Origin of the sequence: Wansuia hejianensis (assembly GCF_014337215.1) — a bacterium.
In the GTDB taxonomy this organism is placed as follows: domain Bacteria; phylum Bacillota; class Clostridia; order Lachnospirales; family Lachnospiraceae; genus Scatomonas; species Scatomonas hejianensis.
In genome coordinates, this window is sequence record NZ_CP060635.1 from 3,462,899 (window position 1) to 3,484,996 (window position 22,098).

Below are 22,098 nucleotides of genomic sequence, written 5' to 3' on the forward strand. Positions count from 1 at the left end.
TTCCCATTTCAAACATACACAGGAGAAATTCATATATGTCAGAAGAGTATATTTTGGAGTTGGAGCATATCAATAAAGCGTTTCCGGGGGTCAAGGCATTGGATGACGTATCTCTGTCCATCCGCAGGGGAGAAGTCCGAGGCCTTGTGGGGGAAAATGGCGCGGGAAAATCTACGCTGATGAAGATTCTGACCGGAGTCTATCCCAAGGATTCAGGCACCATAAAAATTGACGGGAAAGAGGTCAGGATCAACACGCCGCTGGATGCGCAGAAGCTGGGACTAAGCATCATTTTCCAGGAATTTAACCTGGTAAACTCTTTAAGCATCGCGGAAAATATCTTTGTCGGACGGCTGCCCCAAAAAGGTGTAAAGGGAATTGACTGGAAGGCGGTATACCGCCAGGCAGGCGAATGGCTTGCAAAAGTGGGGCTTTCTGAAGATGTGACGAAAAAAGTAGGTTCATTGAGTGTGGCAGGCAAACAGATGGTTGAGATTGCAAAGGCTCTGTCGTTCCATTCTAAGATTATTATCATGGATGAACCGTCCGCCACGCTGACGACGAATGAGCTGCAGCATCTGTTTGAGATCATAGACGTTTTAAAAAGAGAGAATATCACTGTCATATACATATCGCACCGCCTGGATGAGATATTCCGGCTGTGTGATACCGTGACGGTTATCCGTGACGGCGCGGTTATAGATACAAACCGGATTGAAGAGCTGGACAGGAAATCCATCATCTCTAAAATGGTGGGCCGGTCCATGGATCAGGAATATCCGAAACGCCGGGGAGTTCCTGGCGCAGAGACGGTATTGCGGGCAGAAAACCTGACACGCGAGCCAAAATTCAGGAATATTTCATTTGAACTGAAGAAGGGAGAAATTCTCGGCATTGCCGGGTTGGTCGGCGCGGGAAGAACGGAAATCGTGAGATGCATCTTCGGCGCAGACCGGCTGGACAGCGGCGCCCTCTATGTCAGGGTGAAGCCGGTAGAAATAAAGTCGCCCAGGCAGGCGATCGCCCTGGGTATCGCCCTGGTTACCGAGGACAGAAAGACCCAGGGGCTTGTGCTGGAAGCGAGCATTGCGGGAAATACAACGCTTGCTAACCTGAAGGCCGTCACAGACCGGGGATTTATCAACCGTAAGAAGGAAAATGAGGTCGCCAGGGATTACATCCGGCAATTGAAGACAAAAGCGCCCGGCGAAGGGACTTCCTGCATGACTTTAAGCGGAGGGAACCAGCAGAAGGTAGTGCTGGCCAAATGGCTGTATACACAGGCGGATATTTTGATATTAGACGAACCTACGCGCGGGATCGATGTGGGAGCGAAATACGAGATCTATCAATTAATTCATAAATTTGTGGGTGAAGGAAAATCTGTGATAATGATTTCTTCGGAAATGCCTGAAGTGTTGAATATGAGTGACCGTGTGATCGTCATTCACGAGGGAAATCAGAAAGGCGAGCTGACGAAGGAGGAAATGACTGCGGAAAATGTTATGAAATTAGCAATTCTGACGGAGGAATGACATGAAAAACAAAAAGTTAAGCCTGCTTTATAAATATGCAAATATTCTTTTGCTCATCATATTCTGTCTGATCGCGGCCGCTTTTTCGGACAGCTTCTTTACCGTGCGGAACCTGACGAATATATTGAAACAGAGCTGTATATTAGGGATATTGACGGTGGGTCTTTCCTATGTGCTGATATCCGGCCATATGGATCTGTCCATCGGTTCTCAGGTAAGCTTGACAGGCCTGATGGCAATTACGCTTCAGAATCACATGCCTGTGGGCCTGGCGATCCTGTGCGCACTCCTGATTGGCTGTTTTCTGGGATTTGTCAACGGAATCATTATCGTGAAATCTCATGCCGATTCCGGCGGTTCACTGATGATTACCTTTGGTACAAACCTATTGTTTTCGGCTGTTTGTCTCTTGTATACTCAAGGCTTTACCCTGCCCGGCAGCAGCTCGGAATTTTACAGCCAGATCGGAATGGGAACTGTTGGAAAATATATCTCTTATCCGATCATCATCTGGGCAGTCCTGATCCTGGTTCTGGGCATTGTGGAATCGAAGAGCAGATTCGGGCGTACCCTGCATATGCTGGGCTATAACCAGGAGTGCAGCCGTCTGTCTGGCCTTCGCACCTCTGAAACAGTTCTGACGAGTTATATTGTAATGGGTTTTATGAGCGCCGCTGCGGCCATTATTCTGACCTCCCGGACGTCCGGAGCGAATCCGAATGCGGGAAGTGGTTACGAGATGGATGCGATAGTGGCCGCCGTCCTGGGCGGGATAAGCCTGAATGGAGGAAGAGGAAGCGTCTGGAAGGCAGTGATCGGCGTCATTACATTGCAGGTTTTGTCGAATGCCATGAATCTTATGGGCTTCGTATCATATGACCAGAATATTGTAAAAGGCGCTGTGCTGATTCTGGCGATTGCGTTTGATGCCTGGAACCGCAGCCAGATGAAGAAGGCATAGGAGGACAGTATGACAAAGGCAAAAGTATTTTTAAAGGAACAGAAGACGCTTGTTATTTTAGTGCTGTTTTGCGTGTTCACCAGCATCTTTATCCCGGGATTTCTGACAGGAAGCAATCTGATTAATGTGCTGGTGCAGGTGTCGATATACGGGATAACCGCGTGCGGCATGACCTTTGCAATCATCAGCGGTGAATTCGACCTGTCCGTAGGGTCCACGATGGCTTTGACAGGGCTGCTCTGCGTGATGCTGGAACCCAAAATCGGGCAGGCGGGCGCAATCCTTTTTGCGTTGGGAGCGGCCGCCCTCATCGGGCTGGTAAACGGCTTCCTGATTGCCAAATGCGGGATCAGCTCATTTATTGTGACGATCGGCATGCAGTATATCATAAAGGGGGCGGCGCTGAGAATCTCTGACGGAAAGCCCGTGCAGAGCCAGAGCAGCTGGTTCCAGAATATCGGCAACAGCTCTGTGCTGGGCATTCCTGTGATGGTGCTCATCATGGTGATCTGCGTGCTGATTACAGGATATGTCCTGCGTCAGACCAGGTTCGGAAGAAATGTATATACGATAGGAGGCAGCCGTGAGGTCGCTCATTTCAGCGGAGTTAAGGTAGTCCGCGATAAGACTATGGTTTTTGTGATCGCATCACTCACTGCCGCAATTGCGGGGGTACTAAACGCATCCCGGCTCAATACAGGCTCCGCGGCTCATGGCGACACTCTGGCGCTGTCTGTGATTACGGGAACCGTAATCGGCGGAACCAGCCTGTCTGGAGGGATTGGAAGTATCGGGAAAACAATGTCCGGCATATTGCTGCTGAACGTTCTCTCTAATGCTCTGGATATCATGAGGGTATACTCCTATTATCAGACGGCAATCAGAGGACTTCTTTTGGTAGCAATTATCGCATTTGAATCGTATCAGTCTTATAAAAATAATAATTATTGATTCCCTTTGGTCAGCGGGCTTTCTTTCATGTGTTTCGGCACATAGGAAAGCCCGTTTGTGCGTCCGTCATGAAACGGACGTGCAATTTACCATCAAGCCTCCGGAAAGGGATGCGGCCGGAGCTTCTGTAAAATCCGCGGGCCATATGGTAAATACAGTTAATGCTTGACCCTTACGCTGCGTGATAATGTACAATAAAGGAAAACCTGCCATACAGGCGGCGGGACAGGTATGTTTGCCGGAACGGAGAGGGAAAATGAGAATGAAAACAGTAAAGGAAGTTGCGGAAATGACCGGAATCAGCGTCCGGACATTACAGTATTACGATGAAATAGGGCTGTTAAAGCCTTCAAAGGTTACAGAAGCCGGTTACCGGCTGTATGATAGCAGGGCGCTGGAGATCCTGCAGCAGATTTTATTTTTTAAGGAATTGGATTTTCGGCTGAAGGAGATAAAAGCTATCCTGGAAGACCCTGACTTCAACCGGATAGGAGCGTTCAAAAAACAGAAGGAGCTGCTGAGGATCAAGCGGGACAGGCTGAATGACTTAATCAGTCTGCTGGAAAAACTGGAGAAGGGTGAGGCGTGCATGAGTTTCAGAGAATTTGATCTGAGCGGGTATATACAGGCTCTGGAAGATTTTAAAAACAACAAAACCGAAGACGTAATCAGATACTGGGGAAGCGTGGAAGCCTTCAATGACTTCATCATGAAGACCAGGGAACATGAGTCCGGTATTGCAAAAACAGCCATCAAATATTATGGAAGTGTGGAAAAATACACAGCCGCGATGAAAGAAAACCTGGATCACTTCTCGGAGAGAATGGAGCAAATGGAGAGAATCAAAGAAAACGGCCTTGTAGAGAGAAACCGGGAACTGACTGAAGAGCTGTTAAGCGATCTGACAAGGGACGTGACGTCAGAAGAAGTACAGAAGACAGTAAAGAAATTAATAGAATTAGGAGAACAAAGTGCCCCGGATATGGATATGGGGGAAAATTACTGGGAAGCAATCACAGAAGAATTTTTGAAAAACCAGAAAGTGATCGAAGGATTTGATAAAATACATGGCAGCGGGGCAGCAAAGTTCATGGCGGAGGCATATCGGTATTATCTGCGCCGCGGGCAGCAGCAGTGCTTGTGAATCTGAACGCTGTGCTCAAAAAAGCATACCCGTAGGACACCCTGTTCAATGCTGCGAGGTGAAAGAGGGCGGTGCAGCGTCGGCTGCGCTGTCCGATGACAACGCGGTGTATGGAATTTAGACAAACGAAGCGTAAAGTTATTTGGCGCCGCTGATACTAATTACGGGTCAGTTAAAATAGTATTCCTCTGACTTTTAAGTGAATGTTAAGTGAATGACGCCTGATTAGGCAATGAGATTAGATTCCACTGATGACAGGCAAAAGGGGGAATCCCCCAACGCCTGCCGTTTAGATAGAATTGAAAATAGGTAATAGATTTTAATTTACATATTGTTAATAAACTGCTGAACAGAGGTTGATCTGGCTGCCAGGCGGTGCCATTTTTTCAGCAGTTCCAGGTCTGTCTCAGAACAGATTACTGATGACAAATGTCCCGGGACAGGTCCAAGCACTTCCAGCAGTTCCAGAATGGCTTCGGCCGTGGCCTCAATTCTGCCCTCAATTCTGCCCTCTGTTTTTCCCTCACTTCGTTCTTCCTTTAAGAGTTCTTCAAAGATCATATAACGTTCCCTCATTTCCCTGCTGTTTTTGATGTTCCTGATGGACGTCTGAAGCTGTCTGACATAAGCGCTGTCAAACTCCCCCTGGCTGCCCGCCAGGTCCGCGCCCGCGAATTCCAGGAAAGCTGCTAATTCCGCTGAAATTTCGCTCCTGTTGGTCCCCCGCGTGCTGAGAAATATAGTCTTGCAGCCTTCATTCAGCATGATTTGTCCGTCTTCCATACAGCAGTTTTCAAAGGTGTATATATATCTTTGTCTGCCGAAGGGATCAAAATCACAGATAAAAATGACATAGGTATCCGGAAGCCCTGTATAATCTGTTCCGGCCAGAAGCAGCTCCATGTCCATCTGGCTGTGATAATAGCGGCAGCGTTTTGCAAGAGCAGGCTTGGGAGAGACCTGCATCTCCACGTTATAATGGGTATTCCGGCTGTCTTTGGCGTAGATATCCAGACGGACGCTGCGGTATTCCGGATGATAGATCAGACATTGTTCCCGGCTGACAATCACCCGGTCAATGGGAATGCCGAGGATGATCTCGAGAAGTCCCCGGCAATTCTCCGGGTCCAGCATGACGGCGCTGAACAAGAAATTATTCTTAATTGTCAGCTCCGCCAGAGTTTTAGTTTGGCTCATGAATCCTCCGTTTCTTCAGAGGAATACTACTTACAATGAATTATATCACAACTTCAAATGAACATCAACACCGTTTTTGCTTGCCGGTTTACAAATGATATTCATCGGGGAGCCCCGTAAGCATGCCCTGTGGATATATATAATTGCATTGAAGAAGAGCAATACCGAGTGTTTCTGCCTGGGAATAACTGCTATCATTTTTAGAGGATGGAAAGCTGGGCCGTCAGGACAGTGAAAAGGGACAATCACATGTCTTATAAATTGGAGCGATGGGATGATGTAATCGAACGGGCAAACGCGACGCGTTTCGGCTTAAGCGGCTCCATATGAGGAGAAGAACGGGCCAAAGCGAATGCGGTGGGAAGCCGGCTGGAGAATTGAAAGGATACCCTATTATGTGTTATACTGAAATCAAAAAAGTGAGAGAGCGACGGCATATATGAAGAAAAATAAATGGCTGAGCATCGGGGAGTTTTCTAAATTGTCCGATGTAAATATCAAATCTCTCCGGTACTATGACAGCCTCGGCATTTTGAAGCCTGCGTATGTGGATCCGGAGAGCAGGTACCGTTATTATTCGTTTCCGCAGCTTCAGATTGTGGAAGCTATTAAGCTTTGTATAGGGCTGAATATTCCTCTGAAGGAGTTTCACCGGTTCTATGAGGACGGAAGCAATCAGATCCACTTTGAGGAGCTGATTCAATATGGAACGAGGCAGATGGAGAAGAAGTTTGCCGCTGTCCGGCGGGAACTGGACTGGCTGCGGGCGATGCAGACAGAGATCCGGCGGGCAAAGGAGCTTCGGCAGGAGGGGCTGATCGTGCCGATGCAGCTTCCGCAGAAGGTTATCTGGGCAGAACCCTGCGAGGGATTGCGGGATGAGGCGGATTATTACTGGCGGTTCGGGGACACCTATCAGAGGATTCTGGATGCCGGCTGCCAGATTGGGTATGAATGCGGAATGCTGTATTATTATACCGGGCGGGAGGAACGGCAGTATCTGTATGTGGATCTGGAGGGGGAGGCGCCGGAGGGGGCAAAAAATATCGTGAAGGTGCCGGCGCTGGAATTTGACTGCCAGAAGGTATCGGGAGGGCGCGACCGGGAGCTTGAGAGTTATTTCCCGGACCTGCGCAGCCGGCCGGGTATTTGCGTGGTATTTGAGACAGAGATAAGCGGGAGTGATTATTCCTGCCTGGTGCCGGAGCTGGAGCTGCGCTATGCGCGGACAGACCAGATACGGATGCAGATTTAAGCGATAGCCGGAGTACGGTGAAGGGTGCTCCGGCTATCTAACTGTCTCAGCCGGCGGCGGAAGTGAACTGACTGTTATACAGGTCGGCATAAAAGCCCTTCCGGGCCATCAGGGACTGATGGCTGCCCTGTTCGATGATTGTCCCCTTGTTCATCACCAGGATGTGGTCGGCGTCGCGGATGGTGGAGAGGCGGTGGGCGATGACAAAACTGGTACGCCCTTTCATCAGGGCGTCCATTGCCTTCTGGATCTCTAATTCCGTCCGTGTATCCACGCTGGACGTGGCTTCATCCAATATCAGGATGGCAGGGTCGGCCAGTATGGCCCGCGCGATGGTAAGAAGCTGCTTCTGCCCCTGTGAAAAACTGGATATTTCATTGTCAAGGACAGTGTCGTAACCTTCCGGCATTGTACGGATGAAATGATCTGCCCGCGCCGCCCGCGCCGCCTGGTAAATCTCTTCTTCTGTGGCGTCTGTGCGGCCATAGGCGATATTTTCCCAGATAGTGCCGCCGAAGAGCCAGGTATCCTGCAGGACCATCCCCATCAGGGAACGCAGGTCGGCGCGTCTCATTTTTGAAATATCTGTGCCGTCTATGGTAATCCGTCCGCCCTGCAATTCATAAAAACGCATCAGCAGGTTGACAAGAGTCGTCTTCCCGGCTCCGGTAGGGCCGACGACTGCGATTTTACTTCCTGCTTCCACGTCAAAGGAGATATCCTGCATCAATATGGCATCTTCGCTGTAGCCGAAGTGCACGTGCTCAAAGCTCACGCTGCCTTTCGGTTCGGGAATTGCCAGTGGTTCGGGGGTGTCGGGAATCTCTTCCTCTTCGTCGAGAATCTGAAAAATGTGTTCGGCGGCGGCAACAGCTCCATGCAGAGAGTTCCAGGTATAGGAAAACTGTGTGATCGGTTCGGAAACCTGGTTCACATATTGGATAAATGCCTGGATGTCGCCGATGGAGATACGGCCCTGTATGGCGTACATCGCGCCGCGGATGGCGACGGCCACATAGCCGAACTGGCCGATCAGCCGGATGACAGGGCTGATGGCGTAATTCATAAACAGCGCCTTTTTGCCCTCCCGGTAGAGGCTATCATTCAAAACCCTGGTGTTTTCAATCATCTGATCCTCCAGATTAAAGGCTTTAATCACCGTATTGCCGGTAAAAGCCTCCTCGATGCTCCCGTTGAGGCGGCTCAGAGCTTCCTGATTGGCTGAAAAGCTGCGCTGTGTTTTCTGTGAGATGAGCGCGGCCACGAGCAGACTGGCGAAGATGGTGCCGAACGCGATCAGTGTCAAAAGGGGACTGATGAACAGCATCATCAGAAAAGCGCCGAGAATGCTCACAATAGAGCTCAGGAACTGGATCATTCCTTCCTGAAGGGTATCGGAAACCTTTTCCATATCGTTCGTTATCCGGCTTAGGATCTCGCCTTTGGAATGGCGGTCAAAATACTTCAGGGGCAGCCGGTTCAGCTTTGCGCTGACTTCTTTTCTCAGAGAAAGTGACAGGGTTTGGGAAATGCCGGCCATGGTATTCTGCTGAATAAAAGAAAATAGTGAAGAGAGCAGATACAGGCCGGCCAGTCCCAGCAGGATCATCCCCATGGTCTCAAAGCTTACACGGAAGGGGCCTCCGCCTGCGGCGGCGCTCTGAATGCCGTTAAATATCTGGTTGATGGCTATGCCGATAAGCTTTGGAGAGAGTACGGTGAAGACAGAGCTTATGATAATGCTGACGATTACCACTAACAGCTTCCATCTCTGTTCCATCAGCTTCTTCAGTAGGCGGAGGGCGGTGCCCTTGGCATTCCGGGCTCTTTCCGCACTCATACCATCGTCTAAAAGGTTGATTTCTGCCGCGTCGTTGGTGCTTTTTTCGCTGCTCATGCTAATTCCTCCTCGCTGAGCTGTGACTGGGCAATCTGCTGGTAGACCTGGCAGGATTCCATCAGCTCTCTGTGGGTGCCTGTTCCTGCGACCCGGCCCTCATCGAGCACGACGATCTGGTCCGCATCCATAATTGTACTGATCCGCTGGGCTACCAGGATGACGGCCGCGTCCCGGACCTCTTCCCTCAGAGCAGCCCGCAGCCTTGCGTCTGTCTTAAAATCAAGAGCGGAAAAGCTGTCGTCAAAAATATAGATTTCCGGCCGTTTGACGAGTGCTCTGGCAATGGAGAGCCGCTGCCGCTGACCGCCGGAAAAATTGCTGCCGCCCTGGGATACGCAGGTCTGATAACCGGATTCCAGGCTGTCGATGAAATCACTGATCTGCGCGACCTGGGCTGCGTGACGGATTTCCTCCATCCCGGCGTCTTTCTTCCCGTGGAGAAAATTATCCAGGATCGTGCCGCTGAACAGAAATGCTTTCTGAGGAACATAGCCAATCTTATCCCGAAGTTCCCGCTTCGGCATATGCCGGATGTTGCGGCCGTCAATACGGATCGTCCCGCTCTGGATGTCGTAGAACCGGGGAATCAGGCTGGCGACCGTGGACTTTCCGGAACCGGTGCCTCCAATAATTGCCGTCGTCTGGCCCTTATGGGCGGAAAAGCTGATATTGTTCAACACAGGCTCCTCCGCTCCCTGATATTGGAAGGTAACATTGCACAGCTCCAACCGGGCCGGGCTGGCGGCCTCATTGCTGTCCCTGTGGGACCGCGGAGTTCCGGGCGCCTCAGGTTGAACGGACAGGACTTCGCTGACCCTGTTGGCACAGCTCTGCGCTCTTGGAAAGATCATGAACACCATGATTCCCATGATCAGGTAGTAGAGGATCAGCATGGCGTATTCGATCAGCGCCATGATATCGCCGATCTGCATCCGTCCGGCGGCCACCCGCTGCCCGCCGGCGCCTATGATGAGTAAAGTACAGAAGTTCATGATAATCAGGATCACAGGCATCATTGCTGCAAAAATCTTATTGATCCGGATGGCAGTTTCGGCATAATCGGTGAAAGTCTGATCCACTCGTTCTTTTTCACTGTCTGAGCGGTTAAAAGCCCGTATAACCCGGATGCCTGTGAGATTTTCGCGGAGAACCCGGGTGAACCTGTCCAACAGGGACTGAAGTCTGGCAAACATGGGCAGCGCTTTGCGGCTGACCAGAAAGGCGAACAGACAGACCACCAGCATCGCTCCAATGATTGAGAATGCCAGCAGAGTGTCTTTGGAAAATGCCAGAATCAACCCGGCCACCGTCATGACCGGGGCGGGCAGAAGCATTTCAATGGCGGCCATATACGCCTGCTGGATCTGGGTGATGTCATTGGTACACCGTGTGATCATGGACGCTGTGCCGAATCGGTTGAATTCATTCAGGGACAGCGACTGGGATTTCTGGAACAGAGCATTCCGGATATCCCTTCCCATGATAGAGAAGATCCATGTGGTCAGATAGGTGACGGCGACAGAGACTCCTGCGGTCAAAATGGCTGCCAGCAGCATGAAGCCGCCGACCCTCCAGATGTGATCCAGATCCCCCGTTACGATGCCTCTATTTACGATATCCGCCGTAAGGGTGGGAATGTACAGTGTGCCCAGTACCTGTAGGAACAGCAGAAGAAGCATTGCGGCTGCTCTGCCTTTATAGGGTGATAGAAATCTGAGAAGTCTGATCATAGCTGAATATATTTTCCTCCTGTTAGCTAGTTGAAGTCTGCCGGGTATACTCTCTTTGGAGCAATTATAAAGTATCCTATTATGGGAGAGTCAAGTTATATTTTTCCGTTTGGAAAAAATCAATAGGTTTTAGTTTTCACAAGGGCAGACAAACTAATTTCGGCTGCCCTCCTGAATCGGCACCTTTGATTTACCTCTGTTCATCATGTGCTGTATCTGGTGCTTTGCTTTTAATTAGTATTTCACTCCCTTCCAGTAAACAGGTGTATAAACCTCTGCGATGCCGGGCAGCTTTACGCCGCGCAGCGCCCATCTTCTGTATTCTTCAAATCCTGTCCGGTCAACGATGTAGCCGATATGTTCTTTGCCGCCGGGAGCGCTGAGATCGATGTATTCCTTCACGTAGTCGTAAGTGTTTAAAATAATTTTAATGATGCTGTCTTCATCTGCCCATTTAATGAAGTCTTCGCCCAGCCGCAGGTTTTTCTTGCCGCTGCGTTCGAACAATGTCAGGCGGTAATATTTTTTTCACTGCGGGTCCAGGCCGTCAATCAGCGGCTGGAGAGCGGCGTTAACCTCGGGCATTTTATCAAAGGGAATGCCCGGGATCTCAAAGCCCTGACGGTTGGTGATGTGCACAGTCCCGTCCCCGTAGGTTTCGGCTATTTCCTGAATCTTTCCGAGATACTTCGCGTCCAGGTGGCCGCCGGGAACACGTATGCGGGATGCGGAAAGCGTTTTTCTTTAATTTTTTTGTATTTATATCCATAGCGTTCACCTCTTTTCAGTCAATTAGATTTTTGCCAATAGAATAGTTATAGACCGGGCCGTCCAGGCAGATATAAGTCTTTCCTATTTTACAGTGTCCGCATTTCCCAAGGCCCCCGCAGATACAGTGAATCGCCTACGTAGCGTTCAAAAACTTCATCTGTCACCTTCCCTACCCTGCGGATCGTCAGATCCACGTAGCCGTCGCCGATACCGCTGACAGAGATAGGCGCTTCGCCATACTTTGGAATAGACACCTCAAAAACTGCCCGGGTCTGACGACGCTTTTACAGGACATGCGGAAAGTATATTCAATCGCCGTATGGCGGATTACGTCCATTATTTCAGAGGAAAAGGGTATGTAATCATTCTGCAACATGGCTGGATACCTCCTTCATAGCGTTTTCTAACCGGTTAACACAATTGGAAAAAGAAATATATTCCGGGCAGATATCGTCGCATCGCCCACAGCCCACACACATGTGATAGCCATTGCGCTGCTTATAATCCAGAACCTTGTGCAAAACCTTGAACCGCATGCGCTGCCCGTTCTGCTTCCGGTAACTTCTGCCTCCGGCCACATCCGTAAAGCCATCTACCATACAGGAGGCCCATACCCTCCGGCGTTCACCTGCTCTCGCATTTTCGGAGTAAAAGAGATCCTGCATGGAAAAACAGGTGCAGGTGGGGCAGACAAAGTTACACCGCCCGCAGTTTATGCAGCGGCTGTCGTATTCCGTCCATATACTGCTGCCGCTCACAGAGCAGTCCAGATTGTCAGGAATTGAAAGTGTTACAGTGTTTTCAGTCACATGGGCGGGAACCACCGGCTGCTTAGGAATACCTAATCCACAAAGAAACTGTGACCATTCAGAATCCTTGCTGTCCAGAAAATATTGACCGCCGACGGCGTCTGTGCTCAGGTCATAGTGATCTGCAATATTTATGTCCATGCTGACACAAAAGCAGTTCTCAAAAGAATCCCCGCATCCCATTAACACCAGCTTAATGCGATCCCTGAGCCGCCTGTAATAATAATCCTCCGGGCCGTTATGAAGATACATGTCATCCAGCCGTTTTAATGCGTGAATATCACAGCTTCGGAGAAAGATGACAGCGCCTTTGACGGGCGCATCCGCCTCCTTCACCTCATGCTCTGTGAAATAAAACAGAGTCTGCGAGACCGGTAGCAGGACTTCTTTAAAAGAATACTGCGATTTTTCATCAAAGATAATTTCGTTCACTGACTGTATCTCACCATATCGAACACAGTATGTATCGGAAAAAGAACCGCCGCCCACATAGCGCTTAGGCGCATAAATGGTATAATCAGCCCTCAAGTGCTCAAGCAGAGCATCCGGCTGCTCCTGCTGTGTGATAAAACCCATGGCTACATCTCCCAAAATCCTTAGATAATTTGATGTTAAATATTTAACATCCCCGATTGCTGTTGTACTAAAGATATCACAAAAGGTGGAGAATAAACGTTGCCTGTGCAACATATGCCTTTGAAAGTGGGATTTATCTGGCTGTTAGAAATAAATCGTTTTATTTTGTAATTTACATAGTTTTCTTCACTTCTTTATAATATCTTAAAAGCTGATAAAAATGTTTGCATTTCTAAAGAGGAATTTTCACGTTTATGAGGTGAGATGTCTATAGATATAGACTGTCATAGATTCTGGTGGTATACTTAACAGTATTCCGTAATGCATGCCTTGGAGGTTGGAAGGATAGTTTGTGTTGTTCTAAAAGGTGTAATAAGTATGCCTAAAAGGTGTAAGTGTTGTGCATGGTTTAATCGAAATTGATTCTGATGCAGTAACCGAAAAACTGAATTGTTTCCCAAATTCATCCTTTTTTCTGTTTGTAGTTCCAGCAGAAAAAGTAAGCTGATTGCCCTGGTATCGATGGAGATTCCCGTCATGATAAATATAGCTTAAAAATTCCACCCCCCCCCCCAGAAGAGTTATCTCTGAATATTGCGCAATGCTCTGCATTGATGCAGCAAGGCTTTTTTTAGCAAAGGGTTTATGAGCGCCGGATTCCATCCCATAGATCCGCAGATATAATTCAGCTTTTCTTCACCGGGCTTCAGATCTGCCCTTCCCAGCGCAGTCTGAATGCAGGAATCCAGACTGCGCAGGAGCGCTTCGGCTTGCCGGATTCTGCTGCTCATTTCTTCTCTGCGATACACTCTGTCCCACGCGGGGCAGCAGGTCAGGATGTCCGGAAGACTGCTTAGTTTATGGAGGGATGAGAGGCTTTTCGGCAGATCTGAAAATATCGGAAAATCATCTCTTGCCGGTATGGCATCTCCGGTGAACAAAATGTGTTTTTCATTGAAGAGGTAAGTCAGGGAGCCCGGAGAATGTCCGGGCGTTTCCAGGCTTATGGAGGTTAGGCCGGGTTCAAGGCATATCTGCTCTCCATCCTTAAGCGGATGGTCCACGGCTGCCGGTTCCTTCAGCAGTTTGTAAAAGTTAGGAACCGGGCGTACTCTGAATTGTATGTCTATGTTTTCAATCCAGGTTTGTTCCCTGCAGGAAGCATATATATTACAGCCGGAAGCCCTTTGTACTGCGGCTGCACCTCCCATATGGTCAGGATGAGAATGGGTCAGCAGGATGGCTTTAATCTCCCGGATGCTCCGGCCGATGGCTGTCATGTACGCGGCAATCTGATGTTCACTCCCGGCCGTGCCTGTATCTATGAGGTAACAGTTTTTTCCGGTAATCAGATAAATAAACACGTAACGGCTCACAGTCTCTGTTACCTGGAAATCAATCCGTATCTGATGAATATTTCTGCATAGTTCCATTTATCATCCCTCCACAATCACTGCCCGGCTGTCTACGGAGTTTTCACGCATCCCGGCGATTTTTCTGTAAGCTGACGAATTGAAGCAAAGTTCCAGCTGCTCTCTGGAATCCCATTCAATCACGATCATCCTGTCAGGTTCCCAGCGGCTGGTAAGAGGCGTGATTTTTTCTGATCTGAGGAGATAGCGGCCTCCATACCGTTCCACAACAGGCTTTACTCTTCGGATGTAGCCTTCATATTCTCCGGCACCTTTCTGTGGATCAATCATGATAGCTGCAATAAAATAAACCATAATACCCTCCTTTTTGGTTAACAGATGTGGATGCAAGTAAACACTTGCGTTGCGGGCAAAAACAAAGGCACCAGGATTGTGCATTAACCGATGCCTTTTAAAAAAATCCGTACACTTTCAGATATATACTGCTTTTCCGGAAGGGCTGACAGCTTTTCCCCAAAAGAAGCTCTAAAAAATACAAAACCAAAGCACATGGATAGAAAAGCCATGGACATAGACTCGCAGTCCGTATTCCTGATGTTCCCTTTTACAAGCATAGACTGAAAATATCTCAGCAGGACAGCCTTAAATACACAGGGAACTTTCAGGATACCTTCGGCGGTATCGGGATAAAGCTCCGGGGTGCGCAGGCCAATGGAGACTTTTACCATCCGCGGTGTTACATGGCGCATATAGGTCTCGGCGAAGGAGACAAGATCACTTTCCGGGTCGCCGCACCAGGTAAAATCAGATTCCTCCAGCCCGGGATTCCATTCTGGAAGCTGCATGGCCGAAAGTACGATATCCTTTTTTCCGTGAAATTTGCGGAAAATAGTACATTCATTGATACCGGCATGAAGGGCTATATCTTTGGTGGTTGTGGAAGAATAACCTTTTTCCATGACCAGATTCATAGTGGCTTGTATGATTTTTGCCTGTGTCTCATCAAACATTGTTTTCTCCTGGCGCAAGTGAATACTTGCATTATAGCGCTCTATACATCAGATGTCAATGTATATCCCGTTAGAATTGGGTTACTGTTGAACCAAGTATTTCGGGTTTTCTGTGGCTATCCTGTGGCTGTCGCTTCGATCTGGCAACTGCCTGCTGTGCTGTAAGGTTCTGAGACGCGCAGAAAGATGGTTTCATATGGACTGGAGGCTTCCCGGTTTTCTCAGATATTTAAAATAGATAAACAGATAAACTGCCGTAGAAAGGAATGCGCCTGTGCCGTCTGCGACAGGTTCCGCATAGAAGGAGCCAGATGGATCAAAGGCGAAGGGCAGGAGGCAGGCGGCCAGGAGATACAGTGTTTTACGGAACAGAGACAAAGTCAGGGAGAGCTTTGTCATCCCCAGGGCTGTCAGTGAATCCACGAATGTGTACTGGAGCGACAGAGGAATGATCATCATTGTAAATACGTGGATGCCCCAGACAGACAGCTGTATGTATTCCGGATTCGCCGTGAAGATACGGGCAAAGGCTGAAGGCAGTATCCTGGACAGCAGGAACATCACAGATGTAAAACAGATGCACAGCAGCAGGACACAGCGGATAATCCTGCAGATGCGGTCCTGTTTTCCGGCCCCCAGGTTAAAGCTGATCAGCGGCTGGCTTCCACCGGTAATTCCCAACATGGGTGATGTAATCAGCATCATGTAGCTCTGTACAATTGTGGCGCAGGTGATGAGAGTATCTCCATATCCGGGGCCTCCGTGATACTGCAGGGCCGCATTCATAGCAATGATGATGATACTGTCGGTCGCCAGGATCAGGAACGGGGAAAAGCCCAGGCCCATAATTTGCCCAAGCAGCCGTCCGGCCGGCCGCAGAAGGCAGAGACGAATAGGCATGCGTTTCCGGAGAAGCACCAGCAGAACAAAGACGCAGGAGGCCAGCTGCGACAGCACTGTGGCAACGGCCGCCCCCGCTATATTCATATGAAACACGAAGATAAACAGCGGGTCCAGCAAAATATTCAGGACTGCGCCGATCAGGGTTGTAGCCATACCCAGAAGGGGAAATCCCTGGGCAGTGATAAAATAATTCATACCGATGGAAAGCAGGGCAAAAAAGGTCCCGCAGGTATAGATGGTCAGGTAGGTATCGGCGTAAGGGTACGTAGTCTGGCTGGCCCCGAACCAGCTCAGAAGATATCCCTTAGTGAGCAGAAACACCAGTGTCAGAACGGCAGAAAAGATCAGCAGTACGCTGAAACAGTTGCCGAGAATCAGCCGCGCCTGCCGTTTATTGTCCTGCCCCAGCCTCATGGAGAACAGAATAGAACCCCCGATACCCACCAGGGTGCCAAAGGAAGAGAGGAGCGTAATGATAGGTGCGCACACCCCCGCCCCTGCCAGAGCGACGCTCCCGGACCCGGGGATATTGCCGATATAGATTCTGTCCACAATGCTGTACAGAACATTCACAAACTGCGCGAACATGAAGGGAACAGACAGGCGCAGGACTAAGGAAGGAATCGGGTCATTGCCGAAATCATTGGTATGTTTTATCTTTTGCTGCATGATCTGTGTAAACTCCTGGATAAATTGATGTATCTGACATGACAGATTGTGCTCAGGCACTAGAAACAGTATAATCATGCGGCTGACGGAAAGCAAGAAAAGAATTTTCTGGCGGCGGCCGATTCTCCGGCGCTGATTCTAGGTGAGGCCCAGTCTTCTATAGATACTCGGACAGAATCTCTCGTGCTTGCAGCAAAGGAAGTGCGCCTGAAAAATTTCTTACAGTTGCGAAGACTGCAGATGTCATATATAATGTGATCCGGGGACAAATTTCCCGGATTATATGGTTATGCGTAAAAAATGAGCCAGGCTTGTTCTGGCCCATTGAAGCCGCATCACTTCCGGGGAGTATGCGGTTAACTGAAGACCAAACATAGAAGGCAGATGAGGGCACAGGAGAATGATAACAAGACGTGATATGAAACACAGAGGACGGCGGGTTTTAAAAAAGCATTATCTGGTACTGGTGGCAGCCTGTCTGATTGCGGCTTTTCTGGGATCAGAATTTGGAAGTTCCCTGAACGGCATAAAGGCGCAGACCGCGAATATCGGATACCCGGCGGAGGGGGCTTTTGGCGAATCTGAAGAAACGGTGAGGATGGAGGTCAGTTCCCGGGAGGGGATTGTGGACGTGGTGTATGATATGCTGGCGGGCAGGGAAGAGGACGCGCGAAACCTGGCGGACAGACTGAGAGAACAGGATATCGAAGCATCCAGGAACGGGAACCCGATGCTGGGGAGGACCCAGGGAGTGCTGGCGGGGCTGGTGAATGATATTACCTCCGGCGGTATCTATGTTTCATTAATCTCAGCGCTGAATTCAATTACGGGCTCCAGAAGCGTGAGCGCTGTTATCTGGATCATCGGCAGCTTTCTGCTCATCTTTTTGTTCTGGTTTTTAATTAAGAATCTGTATACGGCCATTTCCCGGCGTATTTTTCTGGAAGGCCGCACCTATGAAAAACTGCCGGTTCAGCGATTCATGTTCCTGCTCCGTGTGAGGAAGTGGTTTAAGGCTGCCTGTACCATGCTTCTGTCGGCTTTATACCTGACTTTGTGGACACTGACAATTGTGGGCGGCATTATTAAACGGTATTCCTACTATCTGATACCGTATATTGTGGCTGAGAACCCGGACATATCCCCGGGAATGGCCATCACGCTTTCCAGAAGGATGATGAAGGGCCATAAGTGGCAGTGCTTTGTCTTCGAGCTTTCATACATAGGCTGGGAAATCCTCGGCGCACTGACCTTTGGCGCCACGGCGGTTTTTTATTCCAATCCTTATAAAGTAGCGGCGTTCAGCGAATATTATACGGAGATACGCAGGATTTCCAAAGAGGCAGGAATAGAAGGAACGGAGCTTTTGAATGACAGATATCTGTATGAAAAAGCCGGTGAAGATGTGATACGCGAGGCTTATGCTGACGCCATTGAAGCACTGAGCCAGCCGGATGAGTCGAAGGACCTGCGGGGAATGCGGGGGTTCCTGGCAAGGAATTTTGGAATAGCACTTTTTTACCGCAGGGAAGAGAAGGAATATGAGGAAACCCAGGCGAAGCTTATTAAATACGCCGTCTGGAAAGAGGCCATTGAAGGCAAGGCTTATCCGGGAAGGCTCTCTCCGATACCGGAAAGGCAGAAAAACAGGCGGGTAGAGAGCCTGCACTATATGCGCCGGTATTCACTGTGTTCGTTGATCCTGCTGTTTTTCATTTTCTCCCTCTTTGGATGGGTATGGGAGGTCAGCCAGCACATGGTGGTGTACGGAGACTTCGTAAACCGGGGCGTCCTGCACGGCCCGTGGCTGCCGATCTACGGGACGGGAGGCGTTCTGGTCCTAGTAGTCCTGAATAGGCTGAGAAAATCTCCTTTCTGGGAATTCCTATCCATAATGGTGCTGTGCGGATGTGTGGAATATTTTACTTCGCTGGTTCTGGAAATTCTTCACGGCGGAGCTAAATGGTGGGATTACAGCGGGTATTTCCTGAACCTGCATGGCAGAATCTGCGCGGAGGGGCTGCTGGTCTTTGGAATTATGGGTATGATATTTGTATATGTGTTGGCGCCGCTGCTGGACAATATGCTGAGGCGGATTCCTGCGCGGGCGGCAGTCCCGCTGTGCGCAATCCTTTTAGGGGCGTTCTGTACCGATGTGGTTTACTCATCAGGTAATCCCAATACAGGAGAAGGAGTTACCTCTGCTTCTGCCGGGCAGCTCCATGCCGGCGGGACGGCTGAGCTTTTGATGACGAGGAAAGAATAATTCCTGGGAATAATTCAGAATTGCAGCACACCCGATAAAGTGATACAATATATGTGCAGCAAGCTGACATCAGAAGAAAAGGAGATAATAAAATGCTGGATACAAAAGTAGCTGAACTGTTAAATACACAGGTTAACAAAGAATTTTACTCCGCCTATCTGTATCTGGACTTCGCAAATTATTATACAGAGCAGGGGCTGGAGGGATTTGCCAACTGGTATAATGTTCAGGCGCAGGAAGAACGAGACCATGCGATGCTGATGATCAAATACCTTCAGAATAACGGATGTAAGGTAACTCTCGAGGCTATTGACAGGCCGGACCAGAAGCTGGATTCCTTCGATGCGCCGCTCCGGGCAGGCTATGCGCATGAGCAGTATGTCACCGGCCTGATCCATACCATATACGACGCCGCGAACGCGGTCAAGGATTTCCGGACCATGCAGTTCCTTGACTGGTTTGTGAAAGAACAGGGCGAGGAGGAGACGAACGCCGATAACCTGATTAAGAAATTTGAGCTTTTCGGATCAGACCCCAGATCGCTCTACATGATGGACGGCGAGCTGGCAGCCAGGGTGTATGCGGCTCCGTCGCTGGTTCTTTAAGCATTATATGTATTAAAAAATCTTGACATAAGACCTGCTTCATGCTATAGTTGTATAGCGACATGGAAGTAGGTCTTTTTTTTATGCCTGAAAACAGCAGATGAATACCTTATGGCACAGAGTGCTCCCGCCGATGGGCGTGAATCCGGAGTACCCTGAGGTTATGCGGCTGAGGACAGGCTTTTTTAGACCGTGTAAAACGCAAATACACAGTGGAGGTGGAAGTCGTGCGCGTAAAAATCACATTGGCATGTACGGAGTGTAAACAACGGAACTACAACATGACAAAAGAGAAAAAGAATCATCCGGACAGAATGGAAACCAGCAAATACTGCAGATTCTGTAAGAAACACACGTTACACAAAGAGACCAAGTAATTGGGGCGAGGTGAAGATATGGCAGATGACGCGGTAAAAACGTCCTCAAAGTCCGACAAGAAGGATCAAAAGGACAAGAAAACCAAGAAAAGCTGGTTCAAAGGGCTGAAAGCTGAGTTCAAAAAAATCATCTGGACTGACAAGAAGACATTGGGAAAACAGACCGTTGCGGTTGTAGTTATCTCTGCGATTATCTGTGCTCTGATTACGCTGGTAGACAGTGTGGCGTTACAGCTTGTTGAGTTTATAATCAAGTAAGGATAAGGGTGAGTCAATGTCAGAAGCAAAATGGTATGTAGTTCATACTTATTCAGGTTATGAGAACAAGGTGAAAGCCAATATTGAGAAAACAATTGAGAACAGGCATCTGGAGGATCAGATTCTGGAAGTGCGTGTCCCCATGGAAGACGTGATTGAAGTTAAGAACGGAACCAAGAGGCAGGTGCAGAAAAAGATGTTTCCGGGTTATGTTCTGCTGAACATGGTCATGAATGATGATACCTGGTACGTGGTCAGGAACACCCGGGGTGTAACTGGGTTTGTAGGACCCGGCTCCAAGCCTGTCCCGCTGACTCCTGAGGAGATGATGCCTCTGGGAATCAAGGATGAGGACAAGGTTGTCATCGATCTGGAGGTGGGAGATTCCGTAGTCGTTATCGGCGGCGCATGGAAGGATACCACCGGAGTGATCCAGAACATCAACAAGACCAAGCAGGTTGTCACCATCAATGTTGAGCTGTTCGGCCGCGAAACGCCAGTAGAAATAAGTTTCGCAGAAGTCAAGAAGGTCGGATAAGCGGCCCGTGGGAGGGAAATCCCCGCAAATACCACATTTTATAGGAGGTGCCGAAAAATGGCAAAGAAAGTAACAGGTTATATTAAATTACAGATTCCTGCTGGAAAGGCAACACCAGCCCCCCCGGTTGGTCCCGCGCTTGGACAGCATGGCGTCAACATCGTACAGTTTACAAAGGAGTTCAATGCCAGGACTGCGGATAAGGGAGATCTGATCATCCCGGTTGTAATTACTGTATACGCAGACAGAAGTTTCAGCTTTGTAACCAAAACTCCACCGGCAGCCGTTTTGCTGAAGAAGGCCTGCAACCTCAAATCCGGTTCAGGTGTTCCGAATAAGACCAAGGTTGCTACTATTTCCAAAGACAAAGTACGCGAGATCGCTGAGATGAAGATGCCGGATCTGAATGCGGCGACTATCGAAGCGGCCATGAGCATGATTGCCGGAACCGCAAGAAGCATGGGCATCACCGTAGAGGAATAATTCCGAATAACGGGCTCAGTTTGGAACAGTTACTTTGAAAAAGAGACGTGGGAGGGAGAATCCCGCAATTACCACTAGGAGGTTATTTAGATATGAAACATGGTAAAAAATATTTAGAGGCTGCGAAAGCAGTAAACCGTGCTAACCTTTACGATACGGAGGAGGCCATTGCTCTGGTAAAGAAGTTAGCCGTAGCCAAATTTGATGAGACAATCGAAGCTCACATCCGTACAGGCTGTGACGGACGTCATGCAGACCAGCAGATCCGTGGTGCCGTCGTACTGCCCCATGGAACCGGCAAGACCGTGCGTGTGCTGGTATTCGCCAAGGGCGCAAAAGCTGAAGAGGCCGCTGCGGCAGGCGCAGATTTCGTAGGGGCGGAGGAACTTGTTCCGAAGATCCAGAACGAAGGCTGGCTGGATTTCGATGTAGTAGTAGCTACACCGGATATGATGGGCGTCGTAGGACGTCTGGGACGTGTGCTGGGCCCAAAAGGCTTAATGCCCAACCCGAAATCCGGTACTGTAACCATGGATGTGACCAAAGCGATTGCAGATATCAAGGCTGGTAAAGTTGAGTATCGTCTTGACAAAACAAATATCATTCACGTGCCAATCGGAAAAGCTTCTTTCACAGAGGAGCAGTTAGCGGACAACTTCCAGACGCTGATAGGTGCAATTAACAAGGCAAAACCAGCAGCCCTGAAGGGACAGTATCTAAGAAGTGTTACTGTTGCCCCGACCATGGGACCTGGCGTGAAGATTAACCCTGTTAAGCTTGCATAATA

General features: G+C 49.2%; 22 protein-coding genes and 1 pseudogene. 12 read left to right on the top strand and 11 right to left on the bottom strand.

The genetic code is table 11. From position 1 onward, the window contains the following. Positions 1-35 precede the first annotated feature (35 nt). From H9Q79_RS15860 to H9Q79_RS15875, 4 genes are all read left to right on the top strand, one after another. On the top strand, positions 36-1,535 hold the full coding sequence (locus H9Q79_RS15860; protein WP_249328709.1) for a sugar ABC transporter ATP-binding protein: 1,500 nt from the start codon (positions 36-38) through the stop codon (positions 1,533-1,535). Position 1,536: 1 nt separating this feature from the next. Beyond that, a complete protein-coding gene (locus H9Q79_RS15865) occupies positions 1,537-2,496 on the top strand; it encodes an ABC transporter permease (RefSeq protein WP_118648353.1) in 960 nt (319 codons plus the stop codon). Between the two features lie 9 nt (positions 2,497-2,505). Beyond that, positions 2,506-3,447 (top strand): ABC transporter permease, encoded by a 942-nt coding sequence (locus H9Q79_RS15870; RefSeq protein ID WP_118648351.1) that lies wholly within the window; start codon positions 2,506-2,508, stop codon positions 3,445-3,447. A 262-nt stretch (positions 3,448-3,709) separates the two neighbouring features. Next, a complete protein-coding gene (locus H9Q79_RS15875) occupies positions 3,710-4,591 on the top strand; it encodes a MerR family transcriptional regulator (RefSeq protein WP_118648373.1) in 882 nt (293 codons plus the stop codon). 324 nt (positions 4,592-4,915) lie between these two features. On the opposite strand, the gene H9Q79_RS15880 is transcribed toward H9Q79_RS15875, so the two are convergent. Continuing rightward, a complete protein-coding gene (locus H9Q79_RS15880; RefSeq protein ID WP_249328710.1) occupies positions 4,916-5,788 on the bottom strand; it encodes an Rpn family recombination-promoting nuclease/putative transposase in 873 nt (290 codons plus the stop codon). Positions 5,789-6,227: 439 nt separating this feature from the next. Here H9Q79_RS15880 and H9Q79_RS15885 point away from each other — a divergent pair, with 439 nt between their 5' ends. Then, on the top strand, positions 6,228-7,043 hold the full coding sequence (locus H9Q79_RS15885; RefSeq protein ID WP_249328711.1) for a MerR family DNA-binding transcriptional regulator: 816 nt from the start codon (positions 6,228-6,230) through the stop codon (positions 7,041-7,043). Positions 7,044-7,089: 46 nt separating this feature from the next. On the opposite strand, the gene H9Q79_RS15890 is transcribed toward H9Q79_RS15885, so the two are convergent. The 10 genes and pseudogenes from H9Q79_RS15890 to H9Q79_RS15930 form a co-directional block, all read right to left on the bottom strand. Then, the gene (locus H9Q79_RS15890) at positions 7,090-8,940 is read right to left on the bottom strand and encodes an ABC transporter ATP-binding protein (RefSeq protein WP_118646927.1); all 1,851 of its coding nucleotides are present in this window, start codon (positions 8,938-8,940) and stop codon (positions 7,090-7,092) included. Then, positions 8,937-10,673: an ABC transporter ATP-binding protein gene (locus H9Q79_RS15895; RefSeq protein WP_249328712.1), complete on the bottom strand. Its 1,737-nt coding sequence runs from the start codon at positions 10,671-10,673 to the stop codon at positions 8,937-8,939. Before H9Q79_RS15895 ends, H9Q79_RS15890 begins: the two co-directional genes overlap by 4 nt. 234 nt (positions 10,674-10,907) lie before the next feature. Further along, positions 10,908-11,180: a hypothetical protein gene (locus H9Q79_RS18700; protein WP_330596834.1), complete on the bottom strand. Its 273-nt coding sequence runs from the start codon at positions 11,178-11,180 to the stop codon at positions 10,908-10,910. 21 nt (positions 11,181-11,201) lie between these two features. After that, positions 11,202-11,393: a ferredoxin-like domain-containing protein gene (locus H9Q79_RS18705; protein WP_408646481.1), complete on the bottom strand. Its 192-nt coding sequence runs from the start codon at positions 11,391-11,393 to the stop codon at positions 11,202-11,204. Positions 11,394-11,548: 155 nt separating this feature from the next. Further along, positions 11,549-11,820: pseudogene (locus tag H9Q79_RS18575) on the bottom strand (anaerobic sulfite reductase subunit AsrB); the annotation flags it as partial. Continuing rightward, complete coding sequence (gene asrA / locus H9Q79_RS15910) at positions 11,807-12,829, bottom strand: anaerobic sulfite reductase subunit AsrA (protein WP_118646931.1); 1,023 nt, start codon at positions 12,827-12,829, stop codon at positions 11,807-11,809. The pseudogene H9Q79_RS18575 and the gene asrA, both read right to left, overlap by 14 nt. Before the next feature lie 581 nt (positions 12,830-13,410). Further along, positions 13,411-14,262 (bottom strand): MBL fold metallo-hydrolase, encoded by an 852-nt coding sequence (locus tag H9Q79_RS15915; protein ID WP_249328713.1) that lies wholly within the window; start codon positions 14,260-14,262, stop codon positions 13,411-13,413. Between the two features lie 3 nt (positions 14,263-14,265). Next, the gene (locus tag H9Q79_RS15920; protein ID WP_118646936.1) at positions 14,266-14,556 is read right to left on the bottom strand and encodes a DUF1330 domain-containing protein; all 291 of its coding nucleotides are present in this window, start codon (positions 14,554-14,556) and stop codon (positions 14,266-14,268) included. 83 nt (positions 14,557-14,639) lie between these two features. Further along, the gene (locus H9Q79_RS15925; protein WP_118646938.1) at positions 14,640-15,212 is read right to left on the bottom strand and encodes a TetR/AcrR family transcriptional regulator; all 573 of its coding nucleotides are present in this window, start codon (positions 15,210-15,212) and stop codon (positions 14,640-14,642) included. A gap of 192 nt (positions 15,213-15,404) precedes the next feature. After that, positions 15,405-16,772, bottom strand: coding sequence for an MATE family efflux transporter (locus H9Q79_RS15930; RefSeq protein ID WP_118646984.1), 1,368 nt, complete (start codon positions 16,770-16,772; stop codon positions 15,405-15,407). 412 nt (positions 16,773-17,184) lie between these two features. Between H9Q79_RS15930 and H9Q79_RS15935 the strand changes: the two genes are divergently transcribed. The 7 genes from H9Q79_RS15935 to rplA all read left to right on the top strand — a co-directional run bounded on the left by H9Q79_RS15935 (position 17,185) and on the right by rplA (position 22,096). Beyond that, the gene (locus H9Q79_RS15935; protein ID WP_118646940.1) at positions 17,185-19,050 is read left to right on the top strand and encodes a DUF975 family protein; all 1,866 of its coding nucleotides are present in this window, start codon (positions 17,185-17,187) and stop codon (positions 19,048-19,050) included. A gap of 92 nt (positions 19,051-19,142) precedes the next feature. Next, positions 19,143-19,655, top strand: coding sequence for a ferritin (locus H9Q79_RS15940; RefSeq protein WP_118646942.1), 513 nt, complete (start codon positions 19,143-19,145; stop codon positions 19,653-19,655). A gap of 227 nt (positions 19,656-19,882) precedes the next feature. Then, positions 19,883-20,032 carry a 50S ribosomal protein L33 gene (gene rpmG, locus H9Q79_RS15945; protein ID WP_118646944.1) on the top strand — a complete coding sequence of 50 codons (150 nt, stop codon included), beginning with the start codon at positions 19,883-19,885 and terminating at the stop codon, positions 20,030-20,032. Between the two features lie 18 nt (positions 20,033-20,050). Then, complete coding sequence (secE, locus tag H9Q79_RS15950; RefSeq protein WP_118646986.1) at positions 20,051-20,290, top strand: preprotein translocase subunit SecE; 240 nt, start codon at positions 20,051-20,053, stop codon at positions 20,288-20,290. A gap of 16 nt (positions 20,291-20,306) precedes the next feature. Further along, positions 20,307-20,828: a transcription termination/antitermination protein NusG gene (gene nusG, locus H9Q79_RS15955; RefSeq protein ID WP_118646945.1), complete on the top strand. Its 522-nt coding sequence runs from the start codon at positions 20,307-20,309 to the stop codon at positions 20,826-20,828. Positions 20,829-20,885: 57 nt separating this feature from the next. After that, entirely contained in the window at positions 20,886-21,311 is a 426-nt protein-coding gene (rplK, locus tag H9Q79_RS15960) for a 50S ribosomal protein L11 (RefSeq protein WP_118646946.1), read from the top strand. Between the two features lie 92 nt (positions 21,312-21,403). Beyond that, positions 21,404-22,096: a 50S ribosomal protein L1 gene (rplA, locus tag H9Q79_RS15965; protein ID WP_118646947.1), complete on the top strand. Its 693-nt coding sequence runs from the start codon at positions 21,404-21,406 to the stop codon at positions 22,094-22,096. Positions 22,097-22,098 lie beyond the last annotated feature (2 nt).